This is a genomic window from Vreelandella salicampi (genome assembly GCF_013415105.1).
Taxonomy (GTDB): Bacteria; Pseudomonadota; Gammaproteobacteria; order Pseudomonadales; family Halomonadaceae; genus Vreelandella; species Vreelandella salicampi.
Window position 1 is genome coordinate 191,487 of sequence record NZ_JACCDF010000002.1, and the last position, 24,754, is coordinate 216,240.

Consider the following 24,754-nt stretch of genomic DNA (forward strand, 5'->3'; position numbering starts at 1 on the left):
GCGGGCAATACCTGAGTGTTTTACTCAACAATTGGCACTTGGCTAGCTATTGTAGTGCTTGTAAAGCGCCTGCGCGACCTGTGAGTGCACCATCAGCGAAATATCGCCGCCAAGTTTGGCGATTTCGCGCACCATGGTGGAAGAAATATACGAGTTTTCTAACGCCGGCGTGAGAAACACGCTCTCAAGCTCGGGGTTTTGGGTGCGATTCATATTGGCGAGCTGCAGTTCGTACTCAAAGTCCGACATCGCGCGAAGCCCGCGAAGAATGATATTGGCCTGCTGCTCGCGCATGAAAGTGGTCAAAAGCGATGAGAAACCAACGACCTCGATATTGGGCAGCTCGGCGCAAACCTTCCGAGCGAGCGAAATACGCGTGTCGAGATCCAGCGAAGGGCGCTTGCCGGGGCTCTCTGCTACGGCCACCACGACCTTATCGAACATGCGTGCGCCGCGCTCGATCAGGTCAAAGTGGCCGTTGGTAATGGGGTCAAAGGTGCCAGGGTACACGGCGATATTCATCACGCTTCCTCGTCATCCGGTGTCTCATCGTTCAGGCGGCCAAAAGGGTTGTCGACGCTTAGCGAGACGGCTTTATCGTAGCCGGGAATATGAATCCGGTCAGCGTGAATCTCAAGCTCGGGGCCTTCCAGTACCTGCTCGCCGAATTGATAGCGCGGCTGGTAGTGCCCGCGGTCAGCTTGCTCAAGGAAGGTGTTGGCGGCTTCGCGCACGCCGTCGCGGCGCTTTTTCCAGGCGTTGACGGCGCGTGCGCCATGGCGTTGAGTCAGCAGCCGCTCGGTGACCTGCGGCGAGAGCACCACACCGGTCGCGTTATTGCCGCCAAAGCCCTTAGCGTTAATGAAAGCGGCATCGGCGTGAAACGCTTGCGCTGACTGTGAAAAGCGTAGACGGCTGGCATAAACGTCATCGGCAACGGCATCCAGCGTTGGGATACCCGGCAGCATGCCGTGAGCGAAACTCCCCAGCGCGCTCATAAGCTGATCGCCCGCCGACGAGCCCTGCGAGTGGCCGATAAACGCTTTAATCGCCACGACCGGCCAATCCGAAATCCCATTGGCGCGAGCAATTTCATCGAATACGTGGGATTCGGTGATGCGGTTTTTTGGCGTGCTGGTGCCGTGGGCGTGGAGGAACGTCCGCTCTTGTAGCGCGCGTTCGCCGAGCAGGCTGCGTGTTAACGACGCAGCCTTGCCCAACGTGATGTAATTACCGATGCCAGGCGCGGAGATAGAGCGTTTGAAACCGTCGGCATTGACGAATACATCTGGCACCGCGCCGAGGATATCCGCGCCGGTTTCCAGCGCCAGCGCATCGTCCATCAGCATCACAAACTGGCTTGACTCGGCCATTGTGAAGCCACAGTTGCGCGCAAACGGGCGGCAGGCGCGCTGGTAGTCAGCGTCGGTTAGCATTTCCAGCGCGTCTAACGCTTTCAAGCCCGCGTCATCGGCCAGTGCGCCCATGGCGCGAAAGCCTTCGATGATTTCCGGTGTGATCGGCGCATCCGAGGTGCCGACCATCACCACCCGGCAGCGCCCGGCACGAATGTCATCAATGCCTAAGCGCAGGTTATACAGAAAGCTGGCGCAGGCGCCGAGCGCAGTGCCGGTGCCGCCTACGCTACCGAGTACATAGGCGTTCAAAAAATCAGCCGGCATCTGCGCGTAGCCAAGCGGCATTTGTTTGGACGTCGCGCGCTGCCCGCTGACCAGGCTTTTGATCAGCCCACCCCAGCCTTGATCATCCAGCTGCCCGATGGAATTGCCGGCATACACGGCAATCTGGTCTGGGTCGAGCTGCTGGCGCAGGGTCTCCCAGGTGAAGCCGCTCGCCCCGATGCAGTCGCTGGCGCTAAAAATCGCCATGGAAAGCCCGCGCGGATGGTGAACGCTGCGGTAAAGCGCCGCTGGATCAAAACCACTGGGCAGCTGGGCCGCCGTTGAGACTTTGGGCGTCTGGGCGTCGGGTAGCAGCACGTTGAAGTCACCCGCGGGCACGCTGACTTCCACCTGGCGCGCATCAAGTTCGCGCACCTCCCAGTGATCGGGAATGTGCTCGGGGAGTTGGCGGCGGCGCAGCTGAAAGCGCAGCGGCTCACTTAGGCTAAGCGAGGCTTGGCGGTTGGCGGGCAGCCCCGGGGGGGTAAAGCGCGAGTCTTCATTGCGGCGCACCAACGTGTGTTTGAGCACCGTCTCACGCAGCGCCTCAAAGGACGGCAGGGCGTCGGCGTTAAGGCGCATGAGTGCGGCCAGGCTCTCTAAAGTCTGGCGTTGCTGATCGGTAGAGAGTGCATCAAGCACGGTGCGGCGAAAGGCCTGATGGCCCGAGGTTCTGCCGGCGGGATTGATGCCGCCCATGCCGACAATCACCGGTAAGTGTGACAAGCCGGGTTCCTCGTGGTGCGGTGGTGGTCAAAATCGTTTTATCGACACGTGGTCACGGTAATGTGATTGTCACGTGCGCTTCATCATTTTCTGGGGTGTGATCATAGCACCAGGCGTGCAACGCCGTCATGCTACAAGCACACGAGCCTGATAGAATCTGCCTCTTTTGGACTAATGATGGGTGAAAAACGCCATGCAGACGCGATCACGCGCGGTGGAATCGAATCAGCCAGGGCCGCACCCAGACGTATCGCGCTGGGTGGCGCGCGCGCTTGCGCACCCGCTGCAAAAGCCCATCGCCGCGCACACGCAAACCGCGTTTGAAACGGCTGAGACTTGGCTAAGCAAGCGGCGTGCCCCGCTTATTTTGGATGCCGGCTGTGGAGTAGGGCTCTCCACGCGGCGCTTAGCGGCTACCTTCCCCGACCATGCGGTGATCGGGGTTGATCGTAGCGAAGATCGCCTGGGGCGTGACCACGGCGCACCGCCGGATAACGCCTTTCTCGTGCGCGCCGATTTGGTCGATTTCTGGCGCTTGGCACAACGTGCGGGCTGGTCGCCGTCGCGACACTATTTGCTTTACCCCAACCCATATCCCAAGGCGGCGCATTTGAACCGTCGCTGGCACGGGCACCCGGTCTTTCCCACGCTGCTGGCGCTTGGAGGGCGGCTGGAGTTGCGTTCGAACTGGAAAATTTACGTCGAAGAGTTTGCCCAGGCCGTGACGCAAGCTACGAATAAGTCGCCGGACGTTGCGGCGTATTCCCCCAACGGCGACTATTTAACCCCGTTTGAAGCGAAGTATGACCATAGCGGCCAGGCTCTCTGGCGTCTCACCGTGAATCTGGAGCGTGTATGACCTTTGTCTATTTAGTGCTCGCGATTGTGGCCGAAGTGGTGGCCACCAGCGCGCTTAAAGCCTCGATGGGCTTTACCCGCCCGCTGCCGAGTATCGTGGTGGTAGTGGGCTACGGCGTGGCGTTTTACTTGTTAAGCTTGGTGCTGCGCACGCTGCCGGTCGGTTTGACCTACGCGATTTGGGCGGGCCTGGGCATTGTGCTGGTCACCCTAGTGGGCATTGTGGCGTTCGGCGAGCGGCCCGATTGGCCCGGTATGCTGGGTATCGGGTTCATTGTAGCCGGCGTGGTATTGCTACAGGTATTTTCCAAAATGAGCGTGCATTAAGGATGCGAATTGTGACGAAAACGTTATTGAAAAGGCGCCCCCGGCTTATCGTCGGCTCGCTAGTGGCAGCAGCACTTGCGCTGTTGTCGAGCCCCACGGTGATGGCGGATTTTTCACGTTTGGCCGAACTGCAAGACAGCGGTTTTGCGATTAGCGCTGAAGCGCGATTGCTGAACGCCCCCGAGGTGACGTTGGCGAGCATTAATCCCAACGCCGAGCGCTCGCCCGCTTCTGTTACCAAAGCGTACCTGGGGGCTGCGGCGCTTAACCGCTTTGGCCCCCAGCATCGCTTTACCACGCAATTGGTTAGCACCGGCGAGATCGATGCCAACGGCGTGTTGCAAGGCGATTTGGTGTTTGACGGCGGCGGTGACCCCGGGCTTACCAGCGAGAATTTATGGCGCTTGGTACAACGGCTACAGCAGGCCGGTGTACGCGACGTCGCGGGCGGCTTGGTAGTGAGTCAGTGGCGTTTTGGCCCGGTAGAGTGCATCACGACCGACCGCTGCGATGCGCTATCTCGGGTGGCGAATAGCTACAGCGCGCCGCTTTCATCGGCTGGGGTTAACTTTGGCAGCTGGTGCGTCAACGTCGCACCAGCAAGCACGCCGGGAGAACCCGCGCGTATCACCCACTGCGACGGTCCGTCGTCGCTTACGCGGGTGGATAACCGCGTTACGACCCGCCCCGATAACAGTGGCACCAAGCTCAACGCCGAGCGCATTACCGACGAGCGCGGCGATATCATGCGCATCAGCGGGCAGATTTCCACTAACGCCTGGCCGCGCGATGTTTACCGGGCGGCTAGCGACAGCGCCGCGCAAACCGCGCAAACGCTTCACGCCATGCTCATGCGGGCGGGCATTGTGATGGGGAGCGAACCGCGGGTGACAGCCGAGCCGCCGCCCCAAGGCGCAAGCCGACTGGCGGCGGTAGACAGCAAGCCGCTGCAGGAGATTTTGTTGCGGATAATGAACTACTCCAATAATTACATGGCCGATGTGCTGGCGCTAAATTTGGTGGAGACACCCAAGGCGCAGCTGCGCCAGGCCGGTGAGGCGTTAGAGACGTACGCCACAAGCCTGCCGGGGCACGGTCCGGTCACGCTGGAAAGCGGTAGCGGCTTGACCACCGGCAACCGCACCAGTGCCCACAGTATCAACGTAATGCTGGAATCGATGTTTCACCAAGCGTCGTTGTTCCCAAGCTTTGTGGCCACGTTTCAATCGCCTGCCAACGGGGTAATGCGATTTATTCGCCGCGGCCCTGATGTCTTCCAAACTAACGTGATGATAAAAACCGGTACGCTCAATCAACCGTTTGCGGTACGCGCCGCGGCGGGCTATTTCCGTACCGTTAGCGGGCGTTGGGGGGTGTTCAGTGTGTTGGTAAACGGCGATTCGAGCACGCCATACCTCAACTGGACCAAAGTGCTAGAGCCGCTGGCGCAAGATTTGGATGAAATGATACGGGCTCATTAACCACCAAAATGGGCTTGCCACGTGAGGACGCACGATGAAACCTGGCCATACGGGCTTAAAGCACTTAAAGCACTCCACGCGCTACTCGCTAAAAGGATTAAAAGCGGCGTTTCGCCACGAAGCCGCGTTTCGTCAGGAAGTTGGCATCACGCTCGTGCTGCTACCGTTTGCCTGGTGGATCGGCGAGGGGCCGCTCGCCTGGTTAATGCTGATTGGCAGCTGCGTACTGGTGTTGATTACCGAGCTGTTAAATAGCGCGATCGAAAACGTGGTCGATCGCATTGGTTCTGAGCACCACGAGCTCTCCGGGCGGGCCAAGGATATTGGTTCGGCCGCAGTGATGCTTGCGCTCATACTCGCCGGGCTAACTTGGGGCCTGCTAGGCTGGCAAAAGTTCTTGGGATAAGAAACCACCAACGACCAACGAGGGCGCTATGGAACTCAATGACGACGTGTTACCGCTGGATTTTCTGCCCGCGCCTCTAAAGGCGCCAGCGCAACAGGCCCGCGAGCGCTTAAATGAAACGCTGGCGCAGGCGGATAACATCGCGTCCATGAGCGATCAGGAATCGCCTTCGGAAAGCTGGGAAGCGCTCAGCGCGTCGCGGCGTGAGGCGCTTGCCAAGGTCATCACGATTTCCACCTTTGCGCTGGATGTCCTGGTGCGCACGCCGACGTTACTCGCCGAGCTCGATGCCGCTGGTGAGCTGGACGCGACCCCCAGCCGCGAGGCGCAGGAGACGTGGCTGGCTGATCGTTTAGACGGTGTCGAAGATGAAGCCACCATGCATCAAGCGATTCGTCGCTTTCGCCGCTCGCGCATGCTCGGCATTGTCTGGCGCGACCTTAATCGCCCCGAAGGCTACACGATGTGGGACACCGCTGCGGCGGTGTCGGCGCTTGCCGAAGTGTGCCTGGAAGGCGCGCTTGCTTGGTTGGAGGCGTTTTTGCAGCCGCGCTGGGGGTCGCCTGCCCAGCGCCGCGACGAGAGTGAGCAGCGCCTGGTCGTGCTGGGGATGGGCAAGCTCGGCGCTGGGGAGCTTAACCTTTCCTCGGATATCGATCTGATTTTCGCCTTCCCGGAGAACGGCGATACCGCGGGGGGGCGCAAGTCGCTTGAGCACCAGGAGTACTTTACCAAGCTAGGGCAAAAGCTTATTGGGGCGCTGGACGCGGTGACCGCCGACGGTTTTGCGTTTCGCGTGGATATGCGCCTGCGTCCGCTAGGCGACGGCGGCCCGCTGGTGGGCAGTTTCTCGGCGCTTTCGGCCTATTATCAAGATCAAGGCCGCGAGTGGGAGCGCTATGCCATGCTCAAAGCGCGCCCCGTCGCGGGGGATCTTGACGCGGGCTTTGAACTGCTCGCCAGTTTGCGTCCCTTTGTGTACCGCAAGTACCTTGATTTTGGGGCCATTGAGTCGCTGCGCGAGCTGAAAGCGATGATCAATCGCGAAGTGAAGCGCAAGGGTATGGAGAGCAATATTAAGCTCGGCCCGGGCGGCATTCGCGAGGTCGAATTCGTGGTGCAGGCGTTTCAGTTGATCCGAGGCGGCCGCGATACCGAGCTGCAGGTCACCTCGCTGCACACCGCGCTCAAACGTCTGCCGGAGCTGGGGCTGTTGCCGGAAGAGGTGGTGGATGAACTCATCCCTGATTACGCCTTTCTGCGCGATGTCGAGCACGCGCTGCAGGCGCTGGAAGACCGCCAGACACAGCGCCTTCCGGATGATGATCTTAACCGTGAGCGCGTGGCTTTGGCGCTCGATATGGAAGATTGGCCCGCGGTCAGGGCGAAATTGGACGAGGTACGCGAGCGGGTGCGCCGCCACTTCGATGCCGTGATTGCCGACCCGGAAGATGACGTTGAAGAGACCAACGACAGCGAGGCGGGCCTTGAACAGTGGCGTTTGGTGTGGCGCGGCGAGTTAGACCAGGACGAGGCCGAAAACTATTTGGCGGATGCCGGTTTCGTTGAGCCGGCCAAGGCGCTCAAGCGCCTTAGCGGGCTTTATCATTCGCGCGCGGTGCAGAGTATGCAGCGGATCGGTTATGAGCGCTTGGATGCGCTGATGCCGCTGCTGCTCGACGCGCTGGCGCAAAGCGAGACACCCGATGCCGCGCTACCTCGGGTGCAGCCGCTGATTGAAGCAGTGCTGCGGCGCACCGCGTACCTAGCGCTGTTGCGTGAAAATCCGCAGGCGCTCGAGCACCTGATGCACCTGTGTTCGGCAAGCCCTTGGATTGCCGAACAGCTCGCGCGCTACCCGATTTTGCTCGACGAGCTGTTGACGCCGGAATCGCTCTACACCCCGGCGGATAAAGACCGGCTCGCCGATGAGCTGCGTCAAGCGTTGAACCGCCTTCCCGAAGACGACGAAGAGGCGCAGCTAGAAGCGCTGCGGGTGTTCAAGCACGCCCAGACCTTACACGTCGCCGCTTCCGATATCGCTGGCACGCGGCATCTGATGAAAGTAAGCGATTACTTAACCTACATCGCCGAGGTGATACTCGACGCCGTCATTGCCATGGCGTGGAAGCACTTAACGCGCAAGCACGGTACGCCGCCCGGAATGAGCGCCGAGCAGGCCGCGTTTCTGATCGTTGGCTACGGCAAGCTAGGCGGTATCGAGCTTGGCTACAGCTCCGATCTGGATCTGGTCTTCCTCCATGACAGCGACGGCAAAGGCGCCACCGATGGCCCGCGGGCGTTGGATACACCGGTGTTTTTCACCCGCCTCGGCCAGCGCATTATTCATCTATTAACGGCTGTGACACCTGCGGGCTCGCTTTATGAGGTCGACATGCGTCTGCGCCCCTCGGGCAACGCCGGGCTTTTGGTCACCTCGATCAATGCCTTTGCCGACTATCAACGCGCAAATGCCTGGACCTGGGAGCATCAGGCGCTGGTACGCGCTCGCGTGGTGGCGGGCAACGAGGCGCTCGCGGAGAAGTTCAACGCCGTGCGCGGGGAGATTTTGGCGCAGCCCCGTGATAGAGAATCGCTGCGCGAGGATGTGGTCAAAATGCGGCATAAAATGCGTGACCATCTGGCGAGCAAAAAAACCGGCACTTTCAATCTCAAGCACGACGCCGGTGGCATGGTGGATATCGAGTTTCTGTGCCAGTACGCGGTGCTTTCGCTGGCCCATGAAACGCCGGAGCTTCTCACCTACAGTGACAATATCCGCATTCTGGAAACCCTGGCAACGAGCGGCCACGTGCCGGAAGACGAAGCCGAGCGCTTGCGTGATGCGTACTTGGCCTACCGCAGCACCACCCATCGCGCGGCCTTGACCGGTGACAAAGCGAGCGTGGACGAAGGCGATTTTCAGGCCGAGCGCGATACCGTGAAAGCGCTGTGGGAGCGCTTTTTGGGGGCCGAGAAGTAAATGATCGGGCAGATTCTCGCCACGCTCTTGCCGGTGTTTTTGATTGTTGGCTGTGGCGCGGCCTACGGGCGCTTTCGCACACCGGATATTAGAAGCCTCAATACGCTCAACATGGAGCTATTCGTTCCGCTTTTGGTGTTTGCGGTGCTTGCCGACCGGCAGGCGCCGCTCGCCGACTACGCTTGGCTGGCCGCAGCGGCGGCCGCAGTGGTTTTAGGGTCAGGTCTTGTACTCTGGCCGCTCGCCAAGTGGCTCAAGCTCGATACCAAAGTGTTTTTGCCGCCGATGATGTTCAACAACTCTGGCAACATGGGCGTGCCGCTTCTGGTGCTGGCGTTTGGCGAACAAGCGCTGCCGGCGGCGGTGGTGGTGTTTATCGTCGAGATGTTGCTGCACTTTTCGGTGGGGCTTTATATGCTCGACCCGCGCACCTCGCTTTGGCACTTACTGCGCATGCCGATTGTGTTCGCAAGCCTTGCCGGGCTTACGGTGAACTTGGGCGGGGTGCCGCTGCCGGGCTGGCTTCTTGAATCGATGCACATGCTGGGTGGGGTGTGCATTCCACTCATGCTGTTCGCCCTCGGCGTGAGGCTTTTGGAGATCGACTTCAGCGACTGGCGCAGCGGTTTGCTCGGCGCGCTTTTGTGCCCGCTATCAGGTCTCGTTATTGCGCTGCCGCTGATGGTGCTGCTGCCGTTGAACCCGTTACAACTGGCGGTGCTTTTGGTGTTTGCCGTGCTGCCACCAGCGGTGTTGAACTATCTGGTTGCCGAACAGTACCAGCTCGCGCCGCAGAAGGTCGCTTCCTTGGTGCTGATCGGCAACCTTGGCAGTCTCGTGGTCATGCCGTTAACACTGGCCGCCGCTTTCGCATGGCTATTTCCGCCGGTGTAGCGATGTATCAGGCGCGTCGGTCTTTTTCTTTGACCTCGTAATGACCTTCTAGCACATCTTGCCGGTGGCGCGACTGTTGGTAAGCGTGACTGCCGCCGATATCCTGCGCTTGGTTAGCCCGCATCGCCTCCATGCGCTTTTTCATTTTGTGGCGCACAAACGGCATCATGGCCCAGCCCACCAGCAAAAATAAAAGCCCTAATATCACGCCGACGATCATCAGCACGCCAAACGCGAGCCAAGTGAAAAATAGCTTAATAGTGCCCATTAAGCCATCAGGGCGCGTTTGCGCAGCCCGGGCACGCCATTGATGGGCAGCCTGCCAAGCGGCGTTGCGTTGATCGTGGTTTGGGTGTGGCATGTAAGCCTCCAAAGAGTCGTGTTAGCTACCCGATTGGAACACACTTATCTTGTCGAGTTCACTGCTGCCCGCCGAGTTCACTGCTGCCCGCCGAGTTCATTGTTGTTTCGTAATTCTGAGTTGTTCCACAATTCAGAGTTGTCAGCCCTGACTGTATGGTGGCGGATACCGACGAGGGTGAATATCTAGGGCACAACGAATCGCATATTACCGGTGCAGGACCCAACGGAAGTTGATAGCATCGAAGCGTTAAGCGTGTAACTTCCGATGAAGACTGTGATGGAAGATTGTCTTGGTGCGCAGGCCGCGACGCTAACGCGCACCTCAAGGGGAGCGACGTATGGAGGCAATCGTCTGATGAAGGGGCAGAACCGCCACGGCGCCACGCGGCGCAACAAAGATGCCGCGTTTGACCGCTGGCTGAACCTTGCGGTGAGTGTGGCGGTCACCACGGCGATACTGGTGGGGTTAGCCGCCGTACTTGCCCACTGGCTTTTATAGCCTCCAACGACCGAGTCTTACTATGCTCACCGCCGCTGCCGCTGATTCCCGCTGTTACGCTTCTCGCCGTGAAATATTCGGCTGGGCGATGTTCGATTTCGCCAATCAAGCTTATACACTGCTGATTATCACCGTCGTGTTTGGTGAGCTTTTCACCACGGTTATCGTGGGGGATCGAGGCGACGGCTACCGGCTGGCGAACTTTCTGTGGAGCATGGCGCTTGCCGCCAGTTATTTGTTAGTGGTGTTAACCGCTCCGCTGTTGGGCGCTGTGATGGATTACCGCGCACAGAAAAAGCGGTTTTTGTTTTTCAGCTACATCGCCACCGTCGTCGCCACTGCGCTTTTGTACTTTGTCGCGCCAGGCTATATATGGCTGGGCGTTGTGCTTATTATCCTCTCCAACTATGCCTACTCCATGGGCGAATCCTTTATTGCCGCTTTTTTGCCCGAACTCGGGCCGCCTAGCGCGCTGGGTAAAATTTCCGGGTTCGGGTGGGCGCTTGGCTATATCGGCGGCCTCTTTGCCGCAGGGTTTACGCTGGTCGTGCTGGGTGAGGCGACGGCGGATAACTTTGAGCGCATCCGTTGGGTGGGGCCGTTTGCCGCGGGGTTTTTCCTGATCGCGGCGATACCCACGTTTTTGACGTTGAAAGAACGCGGCCAGCCGCAGCCGGTGGCAGCATCTTATCGCCACATCGCCCGTTTGCGCGTCGCGGCTACGCTGCACGATTTGCGCTATTTTAAAGACCTGAGCGTGTTCCTAGTGTCGTTGCTCTTCTCGATGGCCGGGGTCTACATCATTATTGCCTTTGCCTTTATCTATGGCGCGCAGGTGATCGGCTGGGATGAGGGTGTGCGCAATCTCATGTTTATTATCGTCCAAGTCACGGCGGCGGCGGGCGCTTTGGCATTCGGCTGGGTGCAAGATCGCCTCGGGGCAAAAGTGACGTATCTCATCACGCTGGCACTTTGGGTCTTGGCAATTGTCTTTATTTGGGCGACACCGGGTATCACCGAGATAGCGAATCGGCACTTTGGCTGGCAGTGGCAGTCTCAATATGTGTTTCTGGTGGTGGGCTGTTTGGCGGGGTTGAGTTTGGGCTCCAGCCAATCGGCGAGCCGCACGCTGGTGGGGCTTTTTGCGCCGCTTTCCAAAACGGCCGAGTTTTTTGGCTTTTGGGGCTTAGCCAATAAGCTGGCGGGGGTATTGGGTATTGTGTTGCTCGGTACGCTGCAAACGCTGGTAGGGTTGCAGGCATCGATTTTACTCTGCGCGGTACTGTTTATTACGGCTATGCTGCTGTGTATACGGGTGAATGAGCCCCGTGGGCGAGACGCCGCCGAGCAATGGCAGGCGCCTTAAAGGGCGCGGGAGGTGTCGGATGACCCAGCGCGACGGCTCCAAGCGCAATCGGGGCAGTGGCCTTGTGATGATGCTGCTGTTTTGGGTGCTGCTGATGGCGGTTGGCACATGGTGGCTGCACGGTGGGTTAGAAGCGACGCTGCGCCCCAATGCTCACATCGCTCAGAGCGACAGTGACGGTGAGCCGCTAACGCTTAAGCGCAACCGCGCGGGACACTTTCAAGCGCCGGGGTCTATCAACGGCGAGCCGGTGACGTTTTTACTCGATACCGGCGCGACGTATGTTGCCGTACCGCAAAACATGGCCGATAGGCTGGGTTTAGAGCTTGGTCGTAGCGCTTGGTTTAACACCGCTAACGGGCGTGTGGAAGGCAACATAACGCAACTCGATGAGGTGCGTTTGGGCGGCATTCGAATTGAAAATGTACAAGGCTCGATTGGCCCCGGCATGGAACGCGATACCGTGCTTTTGGGCATGAGTTTTCTCAACTTACTCTCCATTGAGATGTCACAAGGGGAGATGGTGCTGAGCTTGCCGGAAAAATGCGCGGATCAGTCTTGTTAAGCGGTCGACCTTGTTAAGTGGTCGATCTTGTTAAGTGATTGTGCCTGTGCTTAGCTTTCATAATATTAATGTCATACGGTTAAATTTGGATTTCCGGTTTAAGGAGTTTTTATGGGAATTGAAGTTGGGGGGCTGTTAGGGCTCATTTGGCTCGTTATCGTGATTTGGGCGATTATCAAAGTAGCGAAAAGCTCAGCCGGTGGGATTTCCAAGCTGCTGTGGATTTTAGTGCTGCTATTTTTCCCCTTTATCGGTTTGCTGATCTGGCTGTTGCTCGGACCAAAAGGATAGCCACCAACACTCAGCAACCTGAGTTCAAGTCATAAAGACAAGTCGTAAGACTTGCCTGCTAGCTCGTTCTACCTTCAGACGCAGTTGAAGCTGCTTTAATAAGGTATTCTGGCGAATTACATCACCACCCGTCTCAGTTCAGGGAAGCGGGAAAAGCGCGTACTAAAGCGGAGTAACGAAGACGCATGGTCGACCACTTAGAAAAACAGTTTGAAGCGCTTGGCGCCCAAGAGCCCACGGTGCCTGATTATCCCGATCAGGATCACATTTTGATTATTGAAGATGACCAGCGCCTGGCTGAACTCACGCGTGATTACTTGGAAGCCAACGGCTTTCAGGTCACGTTAGAGGCTGATGGTTCTAAAGGGGTTGATCGTATCTTAACCCTGCAGCCTGACTTGGTGATCCTGGATTTGATGCTGCCTGGCGAAGACGGTTTGGCGATCTGTCGTCGCGTCCGGCCCAATTTCGCCGGTCCGATCATGATGATGACCGCGCGCACCGATGATTTAGATCAGGTGTTGGGGCTAGAAATGGGGGCGGACGATTACGTGCCAAAACCGGTGCAGCCGCGGGTGCTGCTCGCGCGTATGCGGGCGCTTTTACGCCGTGCGGATGGCCCCGCCCCCAGCGGCGAGATGCGCTTAAGGTTTGAAAACTTAGACATCGATAACGCGACCCGTGAGGCGTGGTTATCCGGTGAACGTATTGATCTGACCAGCGCCGAATTCGATCTTTTGTGGCTATTGGCCAGCAATGCCGGCCGTGTGCTCACCCGGGAGGAGATTTTTAGCGATTTGCGTGGCATTAAGTACGACGGCCAAGACCGCTCTATTGATGTGCGGGTTTCGCGGATTCGACCCAAAATTGGCGACGACCCCAACCAACCTCACCGGATTAAAACCGTGCGCAGTAGGGGTTATTTGTTTGTTAAAGACGGCTAATCGTTTGTTAAATAAAGCTAATTTCGCCTTGAGTAAGGCGTGAACACGATGCGCTGGGTGCTAAACCATAGCTCTTTTTTGCGTTTTTATCTGCTTCTCGGCGTGGCGTTATTGGTGCTTTTTATGATGGCGCTCGGCGGGCGGATGCTGATTGAGAAAATACGCCACGAGGCGTATTACGAGCAGCTCGTCTCGCTACCTATGTCGTTGCTGGTCGCAGAGCTCTCGCCACTGCCCCCTTGGCAGCGCGAAAAACGCATGGCGGTCTTGGCCGAGCATTTTGGCGTATCGCTAGCGCTAACGCCGCTGGCTGAGGCAGACCTGAGTTACTTTGAGCGTGCCCGCCTTGAGCGGGGTAAAGTGCTGGTGGAAAAGTCCCCTTGGCGGGTGCGCAAACGCCTTGTTGATTCGCCTTGGTTGATCCACGCAAGTGTTGGCGAGTGGCGCGATCAGCAGTGGCACGCAAGCCTTGCGTTGGCCGCCGAGCATCTTGTAGCGATACCGGTTTCCGAGCGCGAGAGGCAGCTTGACGCTTTGGATAGTGGCAGTTGGCCGCTGCACCTGCTGGATTCGCCCCCCGAAGAGCTAACGGCGACGCAGCGCGCTCAGCTTGCTCAAGGGGAAATCGTGACTCGCCTAAGCGGTGAGGAACTTAACGTGTCTCTTCTTATCGCGCTGCCTCGCACTGGCGAAGGTACTTCTCAATGGCTAGAAGCCGGGCCGATGCGGCGCAGTGACCTGCTGCCACTCAACTTGCACCTGCCGCTGCTGATCGGGGTGATGGTGGTGCTGACGCTGGTGATCTACTTGATTATGCGCAGCATTGAAGCGCGCATGGCACGCCTTGAGCTCGCGGCGACACGGATCGCTAGCGGGCGCTTGGAAACCCGCGTCAAGGTGGAAAGCGGTGACTTTCTGGGCCGAGTGGGGATGGCCTTTAACGGTATGGCCAGCCAAGTGCAGTCGCTTCTGCGTGGCCAACAAGAGATGATCCGCGCAGTATCGCACGAGCTGCGTACGCCGGTGGCGCGGATTCGCTTTGCCGTACAGATGGTCGAGGACATGACCGAACAGCCTGCCATCCGCCGCCAGCTGCAAGGAATTGACGCCGATATCGCTGAACTTGATACGCTAGTGGATGAGATTCTCACCTATGCGCGCTTGGGGGGCGAAACCATCAATGGCGCAGAAATGGAAATGTCGCTCGTTGATTGTCGCGCGATGGCCGAGCGGGTGATCGATTCGCTGTCGCCGCTGCATGAGGGCTTAACACTAACGCTTGCGCCCGGACCCGACATTGAGCTTCTCGCCGAGCCACGTTATTTACAGCGCGCGCTACAAAACCTAGTGAGTAACGCCTGCCGCTACGGTCACTCCCAGGTGGTAGTGCGCCTTTGGGATGAGCCGAATCTGGTACGTATTGACGTCGAAGACGACGGTCCCGGTGTGCCCGTGGAGTCGCGTGGTGATATTTTTAAGCCCTTCTCCCGCTTGGACGATAGCCGCACGCGTAGCTCTGGCGGCTATGGGCTCGGGCTTTCGATCGTGCATAAAATTATGTCAGGCCACGGCGGCAGCGTGACCGTGGATATCAGCCCGACACTGGGCGGCGCGCGCTTTACTCTGCTGATTCCGCGTCGCGAGTCGCTGGCTTAATGCCTGAGAGCACTGCAAACGAGGTCTCGCGTGCGGTGCGTAAAAAATCCTGCATCCAGGGTGCTTCCAGACTATCTTCTCGAATAGCAGCGTAAAGTGTGCCCCACACGCCTTCCTCCCCAAGTTTTACCGCGCTCACGTAGGCGCGCTCTAAATATTCGGTTAACGCCCAGTTGGGCAGCGCACACACGCCACGGCCGCTCGCCACCAGCTGCATCATCATAATGGTGAGCTCGGCGGTACGAATCTCTTTCGGTCGCACATTGGCCGGGTTCAAAAAGTGGGTAAACACATCCAGCCGTGATTGCTCTACCGGGTAGGTGATCAGGGTTTCCCCTGCGAGCTCTTGCGGGGTGACGGCGCTTTTTTTGGCAAAGGGGTGCTGGCGGGAAACTGCCAAAAGTCCCTCGTAGCGAAATAGCGGCGCATAGTGCACCCCGTCAAGCGGCTGCGGGTCAGCGGTGATGACCAGATCAAGTTGCTCGCGGGCAAGCGCCGGGAGCGGGTCGAAGTGATGGCCGCTGGGAATATCGATCTCCACTTCTGGCCAGTGATCGCGAAAGTAATCCACCGTCGGCATCAGCCACTGAAAGCAGCTATGGCACTCAATGGCCATGTGCAAACGCCCCTGCTCGCTGCCGGTGAGCCGGGCAATATCGCGCTCGGCGCGGCGCACTTCTGGGAGTACGTGGTCGGCGAGCGTGAGCAGGCGCAAGCCGGCGCGGGTGAACTCGACCGGGCGGGTTTTGCGCACAAAAAGTGGGCTCTCTACTCGGCTTTCCAGGTCTTTTAGCTGATGCGACAGCGCCGACTGCGTAAGGTGGACGCGCTCGGCGGCTTCCACTAGCGAACCGGTTTCGCGCAGCGCAAGTAGGGTGCGGAGGTGGCGAAGCTCAATCATGGTGATGTTATTTCATGTTGTGTATTAAAAATATTAGTTTGATTCACTTATAGCCGAGGCTCAGACTGTGTGAAATCATTCACGTTAACGAGCATTTATCATGACAGTTTCTCATATTCTTGGCTATCCGCGTATCGGCGCTCAGCGCGAATTAAAAAAAGCCACCGAAGCTTATTGGGCCGGTGAGCAATCCCGTGAGGCGCTAGAAACCCAAGGCAAAACGCTGCGTCAAGCGCATTGGCAAGCGCAGTTTGACGCCGGTCTCGACTATGTCAGCGTCGGTGATTTCGCCTTCTATGATCAGGTGCTAAACGTCTCTGTTTTGTTAGGGGCCGTACCCGAGCGGTTTAACGCCAGCGATGAGATCGCGCGTGGTGATATTGACCTCGACACTGCGTTTCGTATGGCCCGCGGACGGGCGCCGAGCGGTGAGCCCGCCGCGGCGTGTGAAATGACCAAGTATTTCGATACCAATTATCACTACCTAGTCCCTGAGCTACATCAGGGGCAGCGTTTCGCGCTGGCTTGTGAGCGACTCTTTGAGGAAGTCGATGAAGCGCAAGAAACGGGTTTCGCACCGAAAGTCACGCTTACCGGCCCGCTGACCTGGTTGTGGCTGGGGAAGACGAAAGGGAACTCATTTGATCGCCTGACGCTTTTGGAGGGCGTGTTAGACGTTTACGTGGAAGTGCTAAATCGCCTGGCGAAACAAAATATTGAGTGGGTACAACTGGATGAGCCAGCGCTGGTGCAGGATTTGCCGCTCGCCTGGCAGCAGGCATATGAACGCGCCTATCATCGCCTGCAGGCCGCGCCGGTGAAGCTGATGGTGGCGAGCTACTTCGGAGGCCTCGGCGATAACCTATCGGTTGCCACTCGGCTGCCGGTGGCGGGGTTGCACGTGGACGCCGTGCGCGCGCCGGAGCAGCTTGAGCTTGTGATCGACCGGTTAAGCCCGCACCAGGTGCTTTCCATCGGTATGATCGACGGGCGTAACGTCTGGCGGTCGGATCTGGCCGTGCTGCGTGAGCGCTTGATGCCGTTGAAAGTGCGCTTGGGCAACCGCCTGTGGCTGGCGCCAAGCTGCTCGTTATTGCACGTACCGGTGGATCTGGAAGCCGAAACCGAACTGGATGAGGAATTGAAAAGCTGGCTTGCGTTTGCACGTCAAAAGCTCAATGAAGTGGTGACCCTGACGCGGCTTCTCGACCACCGTGCCACGGCCGAAGACGAAACGCGCTTGGCCGTTGCCACGCAGGCATTGGATGCACGCCGGGCTTCAGCACGCATTCATCGTGGCGTGGTGAAAGAGCGCCTAGCACGGCTTAGTCCGGCGGATAGCCAGCGCACCTCACCCTATGCCAAGCGCGCAGTGGCGCAGCGGCGCGAACTGGCGCTGCCACCTTTTCCTACCACCACGATTGGCTCGTTTCCGCAGACAAACGCGATACGCGCAACGCGCCGGGCGTATAAAAACGCCGAGCTCGACGTCGATACGTACGAAACCAAAATGCGTGAAGAAATCGCCTACGCGGTGGCCCGCCAAGAAGCGTTGGATATTGACGTGTTGGTGCACGGCGAAGCCGAGCGTAACGACATGGTGGAGTATTTTGGCGAGCAGCTCGATGGCTTTGCCTTTACCCGCTTTGGCTGGGTGCAAAGTTACGGCTCGCGCTGCGTTAAACCGCCGATTATCGTCGGCGATGTCTCGCGTCCCACGCCGATGACGGTGCGCTGGAGTGAGTATGCGCAATCGCTTACCGATAAGCCCATGAAAGGCATGCTGACCGGGCCGGTGACGATTTTGCAGTGGTCGTTTGTGCGCGATGACCAACCGCGAGAAACGACCTGTAAACAGATTGCCCTGGCGCTTCGAGATGAAGTGGCCGACCTTGAGGGCGCTGGGATTAGCGTGATTCAAGTCGATGAGCCGGCGCTGCGCGAAGGCTTGCCGCTACGCCAAAGCCAGTGGCAAGCGTACTTAAATTGGGCGGTCGAGAGTTTTCAGTTAAGCGTTGCCGGCGTGGAAGACGCCACCCAAATTCATACCCACATGTGCTATTCGGAGTTTAACGACATCATTGGCGCGATTGCAGCACTGGATGCCGATGTGATCACCATCGAAACCTCGCGCTCGGATATGGAGCTTTTGGAAGCATTTCAAGACTTCGCTTACCCCAATGAAATCGGCCCCGGGGTTTACGATATCCACACCCCCAACACGCCGGATGTGGCGTGGATGGTTACCCTGATGGAGAAAGCGCTAGAGAAAATACCCGCCGAGCGGCTGTGGGTGAACCCGGATTGTGGGCTCAAAACTCGCCGCTGGGAGGAGGTCGAGCCGGCGCTTGCCAACATGGTGGCCGCAGCGAAAGCACTGCGCAAACGCTACGCGTAACACCTGCCCAAGAATGCCAACGCCCCGCTAAAGTGCGGGGCGTTGTCGGTTGCAGTAGGGTAAAGAGTGTTTGGTAGAGAGCCGCTTAGCTTTTGGTGGCGTAAGCGTAAAGCAGCGTTTCTTGTGCGCTGATCGGGGCGCTGTCACCAGCATCTTGTTTACGGTAACTGCCATCCGGCTGCAGCAGCCAGCTTTGGCAGTTATCCACCAAGTAGGTTTCCAAATCCTTACGCACCCGAGTGGCGAGCTTTTTGTCCAGCAGAGGGAAGCAGGTCTCTACCCGGTGGAACATGTTACGCGACATAAAGTCGGCGCTAGAGCACCAGGTCTCAGGCTTGCCGTCATTATGGAAGTGAAAAACGCGCGTGTGCTCCAAAAAACGGCCAATAATCGAACGCACGCGAATGTTGTCAGAAATTCCTTCCAGACCGGGTTTTAAACAGCACATGCCGCGAATGATCAGGTCACACTCTACGCCTGCTTGCGACGCACGATAGAGCGATTTTATCAACCTAGGCTCGGTCAGCGAGTTGCACTTGATAATGATATGCGCGCGTTTGCCTTTGCGTGCATTTTGCGCCTCGCGCTCGATCATTTCGGTGAGCCGCTCGTGAAGGGTAAAAGGTGCGTGCAGTAGCGTATCGATTCGCCGTGCGCGCCCCATTCCTGAAAGCTGCTGGAATACTCGGTGTACATCGGCACATAGCGTTTCGTTGGCGGTGAACAAGCTATAGTCGGTGTAGAGCTTGGCCGTTTTGGAGTGGTAATTGCCGGTGCCGAGATGAGCGTAGTGGCGCAGCTCGCCCTTTTCCCGGCGCACGATATGTAGCATTTTGGCGTGAGTTTTGTAGGCCATTATGCCGTAGATCACGATGGCGCCGGCCTCCTGGAGGCGCGAGGCGAGCTGTAGGTTGTCGGCTTCATCAAAACGTGCGCGCAGCTCAATCACCACGGTGACTTCTTTGCCCTGGCTGGCGGCATCCACCAAGGCGCTGACCATTGGCGAATCGGCACCTGTGCGGTAAAGCGTCTGTTTGATGGCCAATACGTTTGAGTCGCGCGCCGCCTCGCTAAGCAGGTCTTCAATCGGCGAGAACGACTGGAACGGGTGGTGGAGTAACAAATCGTTTTTACGAATGGTATCGAAAAGACTACCGTTTCGAAGTGCTTTGGGGATGCCGGGAATAAAGGGCCGGTAGAGTAACTCGGGCCGGTCAACATCCCCGAGTACCGACATCATGCGGGTGAGATTGACCGGTCCTTCGACGCGATAGAGATCCTCGGCTTCCAGGCTGAACTGGCGCAGGAGAAAGTTGGTAAGGTCTTCAGGGCAATTATTGGCGACCTCAAGGCGCACGCCACTGCCGTAACGCCGGGCCAACAGCTCGCCGCGCAGGGCCGAGGCGAGATCCGACACTTCTTCCGGGTCGACGGTCATATCGGCGTTACGCGTTAAGCGAAACTGGTAGCAGCCGCGCACGCGCATGCCGGGAAATAACTCCTCGGCGTGAGCATGAATCATCGACGACAGAAAAATATACTCCGAGAAGCCTTCTTCGCAGAGCTCCTTGGGCAGCGCCATCAGGCGCGGTAGCGAGCGTGGTGCGGGCAAAATGGCCATGCCGCCGGCCCGACCGAAGGCATCTTTGCCTTCTAGCTCGACGATAAAGTTAAGGCTTTTGTTGACCAAGCGTGGGAAGGGGTGCGAAGGGTCAAGCCCGATTGGGCTGATCACCGGCATGATTTCATTATCGAAAAACGCGCGCACCCACTGTTTTTGCTCTTCGGTCCACTGATTGCGGCGGCGAAACCGCAGCCCTTGTGCCTCTAACGCAGGCAGAAGAGTGTCGTTGAGAATCTGGTACTGGCGGTTGATTTGCTCGTGAGAAATCTGGGAAATTTCACTCAGCACGGCCTTGGGAAGACGACCATCCGCGCCGGTAGTGTCATCGCCCAGCGCGATCTGGTGCTTGAGACCCGCGACGCGGATCTCAAAGAACTCATCCATGTTGGACGAGAAAATCAGCAAAAACATCAGCCGATTGAGCAGCGGGTGCGCTTCGTCTAGCGCCTGCTCTAACACGCGAATGTTGAACTGTAAGTGGGAAATTTCGCGGTTGAAGTAAAGTTGCGGGTCGTCGAGATCGGTTTCGGCTTGGTTATCCCGTGCTTGTACGCCTGTTGGCGTGCGGTTAACGCGTAGCGTCGGCGCTTCGCTTTCGGTCGCGACTTGGTCGACCCCTTGTTTGGGGGATGCGTCTGAGGCTTGAGAGTCCATTACCGTTCCTTCTCGAAAGACAAATACATAAGGCAATGCTTTCAGTATGGCGGATAAAGATGACAGAGAGGTGTCATCCTGTTGTCATCTTTAAACTATGCGTTGAGCACGCAGCAAGCGTGCGGCATCAAGCGCGAAGTAGGTCAAAATGCCGTCGGCCCCGGCACGTTTGAAACACGTAAGCGACTCGAGTATCACGCTATCGGCATCCAGCCAGCCGTTATCGAAAGCGGCGCGGTGCATGGCGTACTCCCCACTTACCTGATAGGCGAAGGTGGGGGCGTGCAGCTCGGTTTTGATCCGGCGTACCACGTCAAGGTACGGCATGCCCGGCTTTACCATCACCATATCGGCACCTTCGGCAAGGTCGAGCGCGACTTCGTGCAGGGCTTCATCGCTATTCGCCGGGTCCATCTGGTAGGTACGCTTGTCCGCTTTCCCCAGGTTGCCCGCCGAGCCCACCGCATCGCGGAAGGGGCCATAATAGTGCGAGGCATACTTGGCGCTGTAAGCCATGATCTTGACGTTGTGCAGGTGCTCTTGCTCCAGTACCTGACGAATCGCACCGATGCGGCCATCCATCATATCCGACGGTGCCACGATATCGGCGCCGGCTTCCGCGTGGGAGAGCGCTTGCTTGAGCAGGGTATCGACGGTGCGGTCGTTCAACACATAGCCGTGCTCGTCGATGATGCCGTCCTGGCCGTGGCTGGTATAGGGGTCAAGCGCCACGTCAGTGATGATGCCCAGCTCCGGCAGCGCTTGTTTTAGTGCACGAACACTACGCTGCACCAGGCCGCCCGCGTTGTAGGCTTCTTCGGCGAACTCCGACTTCAGCGCTGAACCGACCACCGGGAAAAGTGCCAGCGCCGGAATCCCAAGCGCAAAGGCTTCGCGTGCCTGCTCGATCAAAAGGTCCAACGAAAGACGCTCAACGCCAGGCATGGAGGGGACGGCTTCGCGCTGGTTTTCGCCTTCTAGGACAAAGACCGGCAAGATGAGATCCGACGGTGTCAGGGTATTTTCCTGCATCAGGCGGCGGGAGAAATCATCGCGGCGCATACGCCGCATACGCGTGGCCGGAAAGTGGCGCGGGGTCGGGGTACTCAAGGCATTCTCCTCGCTGTCATCAAAGTAGGTTATCGCTTTCAGTGAGTATATCAGGCCCTATGTTTAGGAGAACATGCTGAGGAGAACATGTTGGGGGCGTGAGGGATATATGGTGAGGGGGAAGATGTGCGCCGAAAGCTATGTTGTGGAGAGTCGGCAAACTGCATAAAGTGAAGCGCAACAGGCAAGCCGTATTGAGAATGCCTACCAAGAAATCGTACTGAGAAATCGTACGCTGAAACCGTACTTTGAGATATTACTTTGAGATAGTACTTTGAGATAGTACTTTGAAATAGTGCTGATAAAAAGGGGAATAGCATGACCAAACAGGTGGCGGTGATTCTGGCCGGTTGCGGCGTCTTTGACGGCTCGGAAATTTATGAAACCACGCTTACACTCCTGCGCTTAGATCAGCTGGGCATTGGCTATCGCTGCTTCGCGCCGGATATAGAGCAGCACCACGTGATTAACCACGCGACCCACGAGGTGGCCGAGGGGCAAACTCGTAACGTGTTGGAAGAAGCTGCGCGGTTGGCACGCGGTGACATCAGCCCGCTGAGCGAATTAGATGCCGATGAATTCGATGCGGTTATCGTTCCCGGTGGTTTTGGCGTGGCGAAAAATCTCTCAGACTTCGCGACTGCCGGTGATGGCATGGACGTCATCGAGCCGCTGAAAGCGGCGTTGGTGGGTTTTCGTGAGGATGCCAAACCCATCGGCTTGATATGTATCTCCCCAGTGATGGCGCCTCGCTTGTTAGACGAAGGCATTGCCGTGACGGTGGGCCATGACCCCGGCGTATCCGGCGCCATTAGCGCGATGGGTGGCCTGCACCGCAGCTGCGGGGTCGACGATATCGTGGTGGATTTCGAGAACCGCGTTGTCTCCACGCCCGCCTATATGCTTGCCACGCGCATCAGTGAAGCGGCGACCGGTATTTTTAAGTTGGTCGACCGTATCGATGAAATGATGGGGTAAGCGATTACGTTTTAGCCGTTCATAACGCAAAACCTCCACTGTGTATGGCGGAGGTTTTTTAGCGCGCTTAACGGTTTCTAGCCTTCGATGTCAGAACTTTTTTCAGCGTCTTCGCGGCGCTTACGCCGAACTAAGCGACCAAACAGCAGACCAACTTCGTAAAGCAGGTACATCGGTACTGCGAGTAAGCTTTGCGATACCACATCAGGCGGGGTGAGCAACATGCCCACCACAAAACAGCCCAAAATGATGTAAGGCCGCTTTTTGGCAAGGCTCTCGACGGAGGCGGCGCCGGAAAGCACGAGTAAGAATGTGGCAATGGGGATTTCAAAGGCCACGCCAAAGGCAAAAAAGAGTTTCAGTACGAAGTTCAGGTACTGATTGATATCGGTCATTATCGTGATGTCTTGCGGCCCGGTTTGGGTGAAAAACGCAAACAACAAGGGAAATACCGCGTAGTAGGCAAACGCAGCGCCGGCATAAAAAAGCCCCACGCTTGAAGCCAGAATCGGAATCGCTAAGGCTTTTTCGTTATCGTAAAGCCCTGGGGCCACAAACGCCCACGCTTGGTGAAGGATGAACGGCACCGCAATAAACACGGCCACGACGAGTGTTAGCTTAAACGGGGCTAAAAAGGGCGAAGCCACTTCAGTGGCGATCATCTGCGAGCCTTCCGGTAGCAGTGCCATTAGCGGCTGTGCCACAAAGGTGTAGATGTCATTGGCAAACGAGTACAAGGCGAGAAAAATGACCAGCACCACCATGACCGCGCGCATAAGGCGTGATCGCAGTTCGACCAAGTGCTCAATCAAAGGGGCCTGTTTTTGAGCGTTCTGCTCCTGAGAGTCGCCACTGCTCATCGCTGTTCTTCGTCCTTTTGAGATTGAGCTTTTTGGGAAGAGTCCTGTTGCCCTCCGTCCTGCTGACCTGAAGAGGGCGCTTTCGGCGTCTCGGAGGGGGCGTCTTCACGCACGGTATTCAGCGCATCATCTAACCGCGCCGTGGCGTCCGCTAGATTTTTCTCCTCTTTTTGAGAGGCAGGCGGCGCCTCGGCTAGGCTTTCAACGTCTTGTTTGGCCTTTTTGAGGCTGTCATCGAGCGATTTCTGCTGATCGTTCAGCTTTTGCCTTAGTTCTTCGGCCTCAAGCTGAGAGCTGATTTCGCGCTGCATGCCCGATACCGTGCGTTTGATCTTGCCAACCCATAGCCCTGCCGTGCGTGCCGCACGCGGCAAACGCTCGGGGCCGAGCACTAAAAGCCCCACCACCGCAATGATCAACAGTTCGAGAAAGCCGATATCCAGCATGGTTTATTTGCGCTCGTCGCTTTGTTCAGCCTTTTTTTCTTCTGCCTGAACGTCGTAGGTGTTGCCAGCCTCTTCGTGGCTGACTTTTGCCTGCGGTTTGTCGGCGTCCGCGTCTTTTTTGTTTTCACCCTCTTTTTCTTCGTCGTGTATGGCTTTCTTAAAGCCTTTTACCGCACCGCCTAAGTCAGTGCCCACGTTGCGCAATTTTTTGGTGCCGAAAATCAGGATGATGATCCCCAGAACAATCAGCAGCTGCCAAATACTGATACCACCTAACATATGCGTGTCCTCGTTTTGTATGCGACAAGGGAATCTTGCGCTATTTAAAAGTACTCTTTAAGCGAGCTTTTTTACCGAGCAGCTTTTTCATCGTGGCCCGATACCCCAAAGCGGCGCGCCAGTTCATCCAGTACATCTTGGTGATCCATCCCTAAGTGGGAGAGCATCACAAGCGTATGAAACCATAGATCGGCGGTTTCAGCGATAAGCGCTTGGTGTTTCGTCTCATCGCCACCGTCGGCGTCTTTGGCGGCGAGCAGTGTTTCGGTCGCTTCTTCACCGACTTTCTCGAGTATCTTGTTCAAACCCTTATGATGCAAGGACGCGACATAAGAGTCTTCCGGCGCGGCATGACGCCGCTGCTTGAGAACGTCGGCGAGCGTCTCTAGCACGGTGTCCGTGGCAGGCGACGTATTGGGTGGTGCCGTGTTTGTCATCTCGTCAGTCCGTGTTTTTTGCTAAG

The 24,754-nt window shown here is 57.6% G+C and carries 24 protein-coding genes; 14 read left to right on the top strand and 10 right to left on the bottom strand.

What is annotated here, in order from left to right; genetic code table 11:
* Positions 1-42: 42 nt before the first annotated feature.
* Both coaD and HZS81_RS03725 read right to left on the bottom strand, forming a co-directional pair.
* Positions 43-522 carry a pantetheine-phosphate adenylyltransferase gene (gene coaD / locus HZS81_RS03720; RefSeq protein WP_179929211.1) on the bottom strand — a complete coding sequence of 160 codons (480 nt, stop codon included), beginning with the start codon at positions 520-522 and terminating at the stop codon, positions 43-45.
* Complete coding sequence (locus HZS81_RS03725; protein ID WP_179929456.1) at positions 522-2,381, bottom strand: beta-ketoacyl synthase; 1,860 nt, start codon at positions 2,379-2,381, stop codon at positions 522-524. The genes coaD and HZS81_RS03725 overlap by 1 nt, the downstream gene beginning before the upstream one ends.
* A gap of 220 nt (positions 2,382-2,601) precedes the next feature.
* Here HZS81_RS03725 and trmB point away from each other — a divergent pair, with 220 nt between their 5' ends.
* From trmB to HZS81_RS03755, 6 genes are all read left to right on the top strand, one after another.
* The gene (gene trmB / locus HZS81_RS03730) at positions 2,602-3,267 is read left to right on the top strand and encodes a tRNA (guanine(46)-N(7))-methyltransferase TrmB (RefSeq protein WP_179929212.1); all 666 of its coding nucleotides are present in this window, start codon (positions 2,602-2,604) and stop codon (positions 3,265-3,267) included.
* Entirely contained in the window at positions 3,264-3,593 is a 330-nt protein-coding gene (locus HZS81_RS03735; RefSeq protein WP_179929213.1) for a DMT family transporter, read from the top strand. The genes trmB and HZS81_RS03735 overlap by 4 nt, the downstream gene beginning before the upstream one ends.
* 101 nt (positions 3,594-3,694) lie before the next feature.
* Positions 3,695-5,074: a D-alanyl-D-alanine carboxypeptidase/D-alanyl-D-alanine endopeptidase gene (gene dacB, locus HZS81_RS03740; RefSeq protein ID WP_241697375.1), complete on the top strand. Its 1,380-nt coding sequence runs from the start codon at positions 3,695-3,697 to the stop codon at positions 5,072-5,074.
* Positions 5,075-5,108: 34 nt separating this feature from the next.
* Positions 5,109-5,480, top strand: a complete 372-nt coding sequence (locus HZS81_RS03745) for a diacylglycerol kinase (RefSeq protein WP_179929215.1) — start codon at positions 5,109-5,111, stop codon at positions 5,478-5,480.
* Positions 5,481-5,508: 28 nt separating this feature from the next.
* Positions 5,509-8,463, top strand: a complete 2,955-nt coding sequence (glnE, locus tag HZS81_RS03750) for a bifunctional [glutamate--ammonia ligase]-adenylyl-L-tyrosine phosphorylase/[glutamate--ammonia-ligase] adenylyltransferase (protein ID WP_179929216.1) — start codon at positions 5,509-5,511, stop codon at positions 8,461-8,463.
* Positions 8,464-9,357, top strand: a complete 894-nt coding sequence (locus HZS81_RS03755; RefSeq protein ID WP_179929217.1) for an AEC family transporter — start codon at positions 8,464-8,466, stop codon at positions 9,355-9,357.
* A 7-nt stretch (positions 9,358-9,364) separates the two neighbouring features.
* Here the strand turns inward: HZS81_RS03755 and HZS81_RS03760 are convergent, their stop codons facing one another.
* The gene (locus tag HZS81_RS03760; RefSeq protein WP_179929218.1) at positions 9,365-9,718 is read right to left on the bottom strand and encodes a hypothetical protein; all 354 of its coding nucleotides are present in this window, start codon (positions 9,716-9,718) and stop codon (positions 9,365-9,367) included.
* Between the two features lie 279 nt (positions 9,719-9,997).
* Between HZS81_RS03760 and HZS81_RS03765 the strand changes: the two genes are divergently transcribed.
* The 6 genes from HZS81_RS03765 to HZS81_RS03790 all read left to right on the top strand — a co-directional run bounded on the left by HZS81_RS03765 (position 9,998) and on the right by HZS81_RS03790 (position 15,041).
* A complete protein-coding gene (locus tag HZS81_RS03765) occupies positions 9,998-10,219 on the top strand; it encodes a hypothetical protein (protein WP_179929041.1) in 222 nt (73 codons plus the stop codon).
* Positions 10,220-10,241: 22 nt separating this feature from the next.
* Entirely contained in the window at positions 10,242-11,585 is a 1,344-nt protein-coding gene (locus HZS81_RS03770) for an MFS transporter (protein ID WP_179929219.1), read from the top strand.
* 19 nt (positions 11,586-11,604) lie between these two features.
* Positions 11,605-12,150 carry a retropepsin-like aspartic protease family protein gene (locus HZS81_RS03775; protein ID WP_179929220.1) on the top strand — a complete coding sequence of 182 codons (546 nt, stop codon included), beginning with the start codon at positions 11,605-11,607 and terminating at the stop codon, positions 12,148-12,150.
* Between the two features lie 111 nt (positions 12,151-12,261).
* The gene (locus HZS81_RS03780; RefSeq protein WP_179929221.1) at positions 12,262-12,441 is read left to right on the top strand and encodes a PLDc N-terminal domain-containing protein; all 180 of its coding nucleotides are present in this window, start codon (positions 12,262-12,264) and stop codon (positions 12,439-12,441) included.
* A 185-nt stretch (positions 12,442-12,626) separates the two neighbouring features.
* On the top strand, positions 12,627-13,385 hold the full coding sequence (locus HZS81_RS03785) for a winged helix-turn-helix domain-containing protein (protein ID WP_241697356.1): 759 nt from the start codon (positions 12,627-12,629) through the stop codon (positions 13,383-13,385).
* A gap of 48 nt (positions 13,386-13,433) precedes the next feature.
* Complete coding sequence (locus HZS81_RS03790; RefSeq protein WP_179929222.1) at positions 13,434-15,041, top strand: ATP-binding protein; 1,608 nt, start codon at positions 13,434-13,436, stop codon at positions 15,039-15,041.
* Here the strand turns inward: HZS81_RS03790 and HZS81_RS03795 are convergent.
* The gene (locus HZS81_RS03795) at positions 15,004-15,942 is read right to left on the bottom strand and encodes a LysR family transcriptional regulator (protein ID WP_179929223.1); all 939 of its coding nucleotides are present in this window, start codon (positions 15,940-15,942) and stop codon (positions 15,004-15,006) included. The two genes, HZS81_RS03790 and HZS81_RS03795, sit on opposite strands and share 38 nt — an antisense overlap.
* Positions 15,943-16,042: 100 nt before the next feature.
* Between HZS81_RS03795 and metE the strand changes: the two genes are divergently transcribed.
* Entirely contained in the window at positions 16,043-18,340 is a 2,298-nt protein-coding gene (gene metE, locus HZS81_RS03800; RefSeq protein ID WP_179929224.1) for a 5-methyltetrahydropteroyltriglutamate--homocysteine S-methyltransferase, read from the top strand.
* Positions 18,341-18,425: 85 nt separating this feature from the next.
* Here the strand turns inward: metE and ppk1 are convergent, their stop codons facing one another.
* Complete coding sequence (ppk1, locus tag HZS81_RS03805) at positions 18,426-20,618, bottom strand: polyphosphate kinase 1 (RefSeq protein ID WP_179929225.1); 2,193 nt, start codon at positions 20,616-20,618, stop codon at positions 18,426-18,428.
* 90 nt (positions 20,619-20,708) lie between these two features.
* Entirely contained in the window at positions 20,709-21,728 is a 1,020-nt protein-coding gene (gene hemB, locus HZS81_RS03810) for a porphobilinogen synthase (RefSeq protein ID WP_179929226.1), read from the bottom strand.
* 318 nt (positions 21,729-22,046) lie between these two features.
* Between hemB and elbB the strand changes: the two genes are divergently transcribed.
* Positions 22,047-22,706 carry an isoprenoid biosynthesis glyoxalase ElbB gene (elbB, locus tag HZS81_RS03815; RefSeq protein WP_179929227.1) on the top strand — a complete coding sequence of 220 codons (660 nt, stop codon included), beginning with the start codon at positions 22,047-22,049 and terminating at the stop codon, positions 22,704-22,706.
* Between the two features lie 77 nt (positions 22,707-22,783).
* On the opposite strand, the gene tatC is transcribed toward elbB, so the two are convergent.
* From tatC to HZS81_RS03835, 4 genes are all read right to left on the bottom strand, one after another.
* Positions 22,784-23,566 carry a twin-arginine translocase subunit TatC gene (gene tatC / locus HZS81_RS03820; protein ID WP_179929228.1) on the bottom strand — a complete coding sequence of 261 codons (783 nt, stop codon included), beginning with the start codon at positions 23,564-23,566 and terminating at the stop codon, positions 22,784-22,786.
* Positions 23,563-24,012 (bottom strand): Sec-independent protein translocase protein TatB, encoded by a 450-nt coding sequence (gene tatB, locus HZS81_RS03825; RefSeq protein ID WP_179929229.1) that lies wholly within the window; start codon positions 24,010-24,012, stop codon positions 23,563-23,565. The genes tatC and tatB overlap by 4 nt, the downstream gene beginning before the upstream one ends.
* A 3-nt stretch (positions 24,013-24,015) precedes the next feature.
* Positions 24,016-24,291, bottom strand: coding sequence for a Sec-independent protein translocase subunit TatA (tatA, locus tag HZS81_RS03830; protein WP_179929230.1), 276 nt, complete (start codon positions 24,289-24,291; stop codon positions 24,016-24,018).
* 71 nt (positions 24,292-24,362) lie between these two features.
* Entirely contained in the window at positions 24,363-24,728 is a 366-nt protein-coding gene (locus tag HZS81_RS03835) for a phosphoribosyl-ATP diphosphatase (protein ID WP_179929231.1), read from the bottom strand.
* Between the last annotated feature and the right edge of the window lie 26 nt (positions 24,729-24,754).